This window comes from Acidimicrobiia bacterium (genome assembly GCA_029210695.1).
Lineage (GTDB): Bacteria > Actinomycetota > Acidimicrobiia > Spongiisociales > JAHEDJ01 > JAHEDJ01.
On record JARGFH010000104.1, the window covers coordinates 1 to 6,582 of the forward strand.

5 protein-coding genes and 1 tRNA gene are annotated in these 6,582 nt (G+C 62.8%); 2 read left to right on the forward strand and 4 right to left on the reverse strand.

Annotated features, from left to right (window positions below; all coding sequences use genetic code 11):
• The first annotated feature begins 143 nt into the window (after window positions 1-143).
• On the forward strand, window positions 144-902 hold the full coding sequence (locus P1T08_17955) for a hypothetical protein (GenBank protein ID MDF1597964.1): 759 nt from the start codon (window positions 144-146) through the stop codon (window positions 900-902).
• Here P1T08_17955 and P1T08_17960 read toward each other — a convergent pair.
• The 4 genes from P1T08_17960 to P1T08_17975 all read right to left on the reverse strand — a co-directional run bounded on the left by P1T08_17960 (window position 885) and on the right by P1T08_17975 (window position 5,981).
• Window positions 885-1,826: a DMT family transporter gene (locus P1T08_17960; GenBank protein ID MDF1597965.1), complete on the reverse strand. Its 942-nt coding sequence runs from the start codon at window positions 1,824-1,826 to the stop codon at window positions 885-887. The genes P1T08_17955 and P1T08_17960 overlap by 18 nt on opposite strands.
• A 1-nt stretch (window position 1,827) precedes the next feature.
• A complete protein-coding gene (locus P1T08_17965; protein MDF1597966.1) occupies window positions 1,828-3,234 on the reverse strand; it encodes a wax ester/triacylglycerol synthase family O-acyltransferase in 1,407 nt (468 codons plus the stop codon).
• A gap of 16 nt (window positions 3,235-3,250) precedes the next feature.
• A tRNA-Arg gene (locus tag P1T08_17970) sits at window positions 3,251-3,323 on the reverse strand.
• 87 nt (window positions 3,324-3,410) lie between these two features.
• Complete coding sequence (locus P1T08_17975) at window positions 3,411-5,981, reverse strand: EAL domain-containing protein (protein MDF1597967.1); 2,571 nt, start codon at window positions 5,979-5,981, stop codon at window positions 3,411-3,413.
• A gap of 337 nt (window positions 5,982-6,318) precedes the next feature.
• Here P1T08_17975 and P1T08_17980 point away from each other — a divergent pair, with 337 nt between their 5' ends.
• Window positions 6,319-6,522, forward strand: a complete 204-nt coding sequence (locus P1T08_17980; GenBank protein MDF1597968.1) for a hypothetical protein — start codon at window positions 6,319-6,321, stop codon at window positions 6,520-6,522.
• The last annotated feature ends 60 nt before the right edge of the window (window positions 6,523-6,582 follow it).

Here is a 6,582-nt window from a genome sequence, read left to right on the forward strand (position 1 = left end):
CGAAGAAATCATTGCCAAAGTCAAACGAGGACGAGCCGCCCTCAACCAGATCACTGAATCCGCGACAGACCACTAGAGCTAGAACCTACAACCCAGAACCTCTTGCTCGCGACCCGCGACTCGCGACTAGCTACCCTCCTTCCATGCCTTTGACCGACATCGCCCGGCAACTCTTGACCGAATTCACTTCCGTTTACCGGCCGACCATGGAAGAACGTCTGGCGGCCGGGGGCTTGGCCCTGACGGACGGAGTCGAACAGGCGCTCGCGCAGGGCGAAGGATGGTTGCGCGATACGTTGACGGAACTCCTCGAACTCCCGTTCTCGCAGCAGACCCGCAGCCCACTCGAAGTCTTTCAGGAAGCAGCCCGTTTCCCGACGGCGGCCCTCAGCGCGGCAGGAGTACCGCCCCTGATCCGGGATCGAGTGGCCGTCGCGGCTCTTCCGGGTGACATCTACGGCCTGGCTCCTGCCTCATCCCAGGAGCTGACCTCCGATGCCTGGAGAGCCCACCTGGCCTGGGGCGCGGCGAAGGCACAAGCGATGGCACAACAGGTGCGGCGACCCCTGGCGGGGGTCTACACCCGCAACCTGATGGATCGGTCCAAGATCGAAACGGCCCTTCATGGGGCCGGGTTCGACGTGTTCCTCCTTCGCAATGTCGAACTCGTCGGGAAGGCGATGACGGGAAAGAAACCGCCGGTGGCGTTCGTTGACCTCGAGAGCCCAGATGTCGATGAGGTGGTCCGGATTCTCGCCGGCGCGGGCGTTCGGGTGATTGTCTACGGGCCGCACGTGGACGACCTTGGTCTGCAGCGGGCGATGAGCCTCGGTGCCGCCGATGCCGTGCCGCGTTCCCGGTTTTTTGGTCGAATCGCCGACCACCTACCCCGGGTCGTGTGACGGCTGTCGCGCTCCGCGGACGGATCCGCGCACCGTGACGAGGGCAATGCCCCCAAGGATGAACAGCACGCCGAAACTTTGCAGAACCGAGATCGATTCCCCGAGCAGCGTGGTGCCCCAGACGAGCCCCAGCACCGGCTGCAGGAGGATCAAGAATGATCCTGCCAGTGCGGGCAGCAGCGGCAGCGTGGCTCCTATGAGTAGCCATCCGGCGACTTGCACGGTCAATGCCATCAGCGCCAGCCACCCGTGGGACGGCCAGGAGGGAACGAGGTCGAACCCGGAGTCGAAGATGCCGAGCAGCAGTGCTCCGGCAGCAGCCCCGACGGTTGCGTCGAGCAGCGGACCGGCGGGCGGAGCGGGCGAGGTGTTGGCAGAACGGAACGTCATTAGAAACGCCGCGTACGCCATCGCCGCTCCAACTCCGAGCAGCACGCCCCGCCCCGGGTCGTCTCCGAAACTGTCGATACGTCCGAGACCGGATAGGAACGCCGCTCCCACCAGGACGGCAGGCAGAGCGACGAGCGCCGCCCGGCTCGGCCGGTCCCGATACACGAGGTAGGCCGCCAGGGCGACGAACAACACCTGGAGGTTGGCAAGCACCAGGCCGAGGGACGCTCCGATGGCGTCGATGGCTGCATGAAAGAGCATCAGGTCGACGGACAGGATCAAACCAGACCCGATGGCCATGGCTCGTGCCCGACGGGTTCTCAGATCCTTGGCTCGCCGGGGTGCCCACACGAGGACCAGGAGCGGAATCGCGTAGATTGCGCGAAAGAACGTGACCGTGTTGGGTGACGAATCCGCCAGCTTGACGAGGGTCGAGGAAAACGAGATGAACGAGACGCCGACCAAACCCCGAATATGGGTCGCCGTCGGCCGCCGGATCGGCTTTGAGCTCGGAGCGGCGCCCGGCCCGGTCACGTCAGAGCGCGTCGATCAGCGAGTCGAGCGATGATTGGATCGCCTCGCCGAAGCTGCGGACGTCCGGGACGAGGTCTCGATCGGCGTTGAGACCCCAGGTCAGCGATCCGTTGTAACTGAACTGGGCCAGGCCGAGCCCATGTTCAGCCCAGAGGGGCACGAGGGGCACCTGCACCAGCAAGCGCGATCCAAGCAGATAGAGAGGGAATTGTGGCCCCGGTACGTTGGTGACCGTCATGTTGAAGGGCCGGATGTTTCCGGCAGCCAATCTGGCTCCCATCGACACGAGGGTGCTCGGAGCGCCGGCGCTCAGTTGGACCAGGCTGGAGGCGCCTAATGCCTGGTCGGTCTCCTTGAGGGTTCTGGTTTCCTGCTGGATCCGCCGGAGACGCTTCACCGGATCGGGTTCCTCGAGAGGCAGTGAGACCAGCCACATGGCGACCTGGTTGCCGAGTTGTCCCCGTTGATCGGCAGAGCGAACGCTGACCGGTGCCATGACCCGGTAGTCGAGATCGTCAACCGGGAAGTCCCTGTTTGTGATGAGGAACTCCCGGATCGCTCCCGCGGCGATGGCGAGCACCGTGTCGTTGACGGTCCCGCCGAGCGCGTTCTTGACTGCTTTGACCTGGGTCAGGTCGGTGACCTGCCAGTCGATGCGGCGGTTCGGGCTCATGCGGTGGTTGAGTGGAGTCTGTGAGGCTGCGCTGAGCCATCCCGAACCGAGCGAATGAGTCATGGCTCGCAACCGTCGTCCTGCTTCGCCGGTCAACTGCTGCGCGTCTTTGGCCAGCCGTCCGAGATCTTTGACCAGATCGATTGAATTGCGCAGTCGCCTCCCGGTCTCTGCGGCGACGAGTTCGGCACCCGAAGGAGCCTGGCGCGGCTTCCACTCGGCGGTCGGTTCGATGTCTTCGGTCGGGATGACGTTGAACATGACCGCCATGAGATCGACCCCCGACAGTCCGTCGATCATGCAGTGATGCACCTTGGCAATCAATGCGAATCGATCATCCTCGAGGCCCTCAACGATGGATAGTTCCCAGAGGGGCTTGGCGCGGTCGAGGTTGCGAGAAACGAGGTGGCCGACGAGTTCCTTGAGCTGCGCGTCGGTGCCGGGCCGCGGCAGGCTGGAGTGGCGGACGTGGAAGGCCAGATCGAACTCGTGGTCGTCCACCCAAACGGGATGCCGTTCGAATGGAACCCACGCCAGTCTCTGGTGGTACCGGGGAACGTATTGCAGTTTGGAGGCGACGAAGGCACGAATTCGATCGATATCGATGCCGCCGTCGGCGCGTCGAAGCGGCCCTGCTTCGAAGATGCCGACCGCGGCCACGTGCATGTGGAGCTCGGGGGTCTCCAGAGCCAGGAACGACGTGTCTAGGGATGAAAGTCGTTCGTAGGCGACCATTGGATGTTCCTTTCGGCGCCCGCGGCAGGAATCGAACCTGCGACCTACTGCTTAGGAGGCAGTTGCTCTATCCCCTGAGCTACGCGGGCGTTCGGCAGGAAGCGTAGTAGCGCTCGCAGATGACGGCGGGCGGAGTCGGCGGTGTGGCGACTCCGCCGGGTGGCCGGGTACAGGGACTACCCGGTGCGAAGCCGGGTGACCGTTGCACCCGGCGCGGACGGATCGAGTAACAGGTGGGGAACGAGGTCGATCGCCTGGTCGATTGGAACGGGGGGAGAGAGGTAGAAGCCCTGGACGTGCCGGCACCCCAGTTGCCGCAGCCTCATGAGCTGATCCCGGGTTTCCACTCCTTCGATGATGGAGCCGAGTTCGAGCGAGTTGCCGATCGTCAGCACGGTGCGGACCAGCGAGGTTTCGCCATGCCCGAGACGCTCGACGAAGGATCGATCGATTTTCACGATGTCAATTGGCAGGCGATCCAGGTAGCTCAATGAGGAGTAGCCGGTTCCGAAATCATCGATGGCGAGATGGATGCCGAGCGCCTTCAGTTGTTCGAGGCGATGGACGGCCGTATGCATGACGACGTTCTCGGTGACCTCGAGTGTCAACCGGTCCGGGTCGAGGCCGGTCTCCGAGAGGACAGAGCGGACTCGATCGACGATATTCGCTTCCTGCAACTGCTTTGGGGACAAATTCACGGTGACCCCAACCGTGGACTCAGGGTGCGCTGCCTGCCAGCGTTGCGCATCGCCGCACGCTTTGGTCAAGGCCCATTCGCCGAGCGTAACGATCAGGCCGGATTCCTCGGTATAGGGGATGAACTCGTTCGGCTGGATGACGCCACGCTCCGGATGATTCCACCGCATCAGCGCCTCGAAGCTGGCGATGACACCTGAGTGGATGTCGACGATCGGCTGGTAGTGGAGATCGAGCTGATCCAGACGCAGGGCCGACTGGAGGGCGGCGCGGAGCTCGAGGGTTTTCGATACCGCTTCGTGCATGGACTCCTCGAAGGTCCGGTAGGTTCCTTTGCCCTGATGCTTCGCTGCGTACATGGCTGCGTCGGCATTGCTCAGAAGCTCCCGCGGTCCGTCATCGGGACGGGCGAAAGCGACGCCGATGCTGGCCCTGGTGACGACCTGGCGGTCCTCGATGGCAAACGGCATGTTCAGTGATTCGACCATCCGCGTCGCCAGCGCTTCGACACCTGCCTCATCCCTTGCGACCGGGACGAGCACCGCGAACTCATCGCCCCCGATCCGGGCCACCTCGTCGTCGGCACGGCACACTGCCTGGAGGCGGGCAGCCACCTCGATCAGCAGCTGATCTCCGGCTGCATGGCCGAGGCTGTCGTTGACGCTCTTGAAGTCGTCGAGGTCTAGGAACATCACGGCGACGGATGCGTCCGGAGTAATCGCATCGAGTGCCTCAGTCACCTTGAGCGAGAAGTTGGCTCGATTGGCGAGACCGGTGAGTGAATCATGGAGTGCCTGGTGCTTCAGTTCTTCCTTGAGTTCGGTGAGGCTGGCCAGCGAGTCGACGAGTTTGCCGTTTTCGAGTGAGACGGCGACCTGCCTCGCGAAAGTCTCCAACAGGCGGCTGTCACGCTGCTTGTACTTGCTCACGTCATCTAGTTTGTTGGCAACGAGGAGCACTCCGCCGACGGCATCATCGACAAACAGGGGAGTGGCAATACCCTCGCGAATCGGCGGGCACCCAACCGGGCGGATGATCTCCGGCTCACTCTTGGCGAACATATGCGTCGTTTGTGCCTCGGCGATCGGGTGCCAGATGGATCTCTCATGGTCGAGATTGATGAGCGTCATTGCCAAACGGTCGTCGGCCGGCCCCACCCTGGTGCGGTAGGCGGCTTCATGCGTGTCGCCTGAGAACAAAGTGATCTCCGCGTATTCGGCCTGGAACATGGCCCGTGCTCGCTCAGCTGCCACCAGCATCGCCTCTTCGATCTCAGGCGTCTCATGCAGGACGCGGGTCGCCTCGTACAACGATTCAAGGCGGGTGCGCTGCTCCCGCTGGCCCATGTAGGCCCGATAGGAAAGAAAGAGGACCGCCGGCGGGATGAGTGAGAGCAACGCCATTCCGGGTGCGAGTTTGGCCATGGTGACTGCGATGAGCGCCAGGCTGGCGCTCATCATCGTGGCCAGCGTGCTGAGCCAGACGACTTCGGCCAGTCCCGGTCGGCGGAACGACCCTGAAACCAGAAATATGGCCAGGTTGACCAATCCCATCGCCACGATCAGAGAGACGAGCGCTCCGAGCAACCCTCCCGCCCATCCGGCCGGCCCAAGTGGGTCGCCCAGCCTGATGATGAGGCGAAATACGATTGCTGCAACGCCAAAAACGAGCGTGAACTGCGATACATTGAAGAGGAGTTTGAGGAGCGGTTGTCGCCGGTGAATCGAAAGCACGAGCGCGCTCCCGATTAGCACTGCCAGCATCATCTCGCCGGGCGCAAAGAAATACAGGCCGAAGATGAGGGGTATCTCGCTCATCGAGAAGGAGTGAGCGTCGCGCCGACCGCGGAAATGAACGACTGTGATTTCCGAGAGGTATACGGCCGGAACCAGCAACCACCAGTGCAGGTTCGTTGTATCCGGCAGGGGTTCCCAGTCGGCGACGATGAGATGGACCAGTAGCGCCGCAACCGCCACGGCCAGGGTCAGCAACAACACGCGCATCGAACCGGACATCCGGTTCGTCTCTCGTCTCGGCGGGTTGTCTGTCATCGGTACTTTCGCCTACTGCTCTGGCCTGAGGACTGCCCGTCCCAATCGGAGGATCACTTCTCCGCTCATGATGAACTCCCGGTGTCTCTGGTTCCTTGCAGGAGGTATCGGCCGGATTGCGCACGAACTTGGTGACCCTTCCCAACTCACTCGAGGTGACTAGTTATCAATTCGTGCGGTCGTGACGGCGAGATATATGCGCCGGGGATGAAGCCGACATGGCCCGGACGATCGTGAAACGGCGTCGGGCCGGATGTCTCCAGCCCGACGGTGTTGGGGCGTATCTTGATTCGGGGCTTCGCCGGTTCGATCGAATGCGCGCCGCTCGGTGACCGGCATGAGCTCATCAGGTTGCTACGACCAGGAGACTCCGCGCATGGATGAGACGCCGGACAGATTCCACGGGTATGGAGCAATTGGATTGTCGAAACCTTTGGCCACGACGGTCGAATCGAATGGGGACGTCGCCAGGGAATCAGCCGAGTCGGCTGCGCTTGGGGCAGGCGCCAGCGTGGCGATCATCACTGTCGCCACCGGGTGAATACTGACCCTTTATCACCGCTCGAATTTTGACCCCCTCCTGGTCGGGTCCACCACTGAT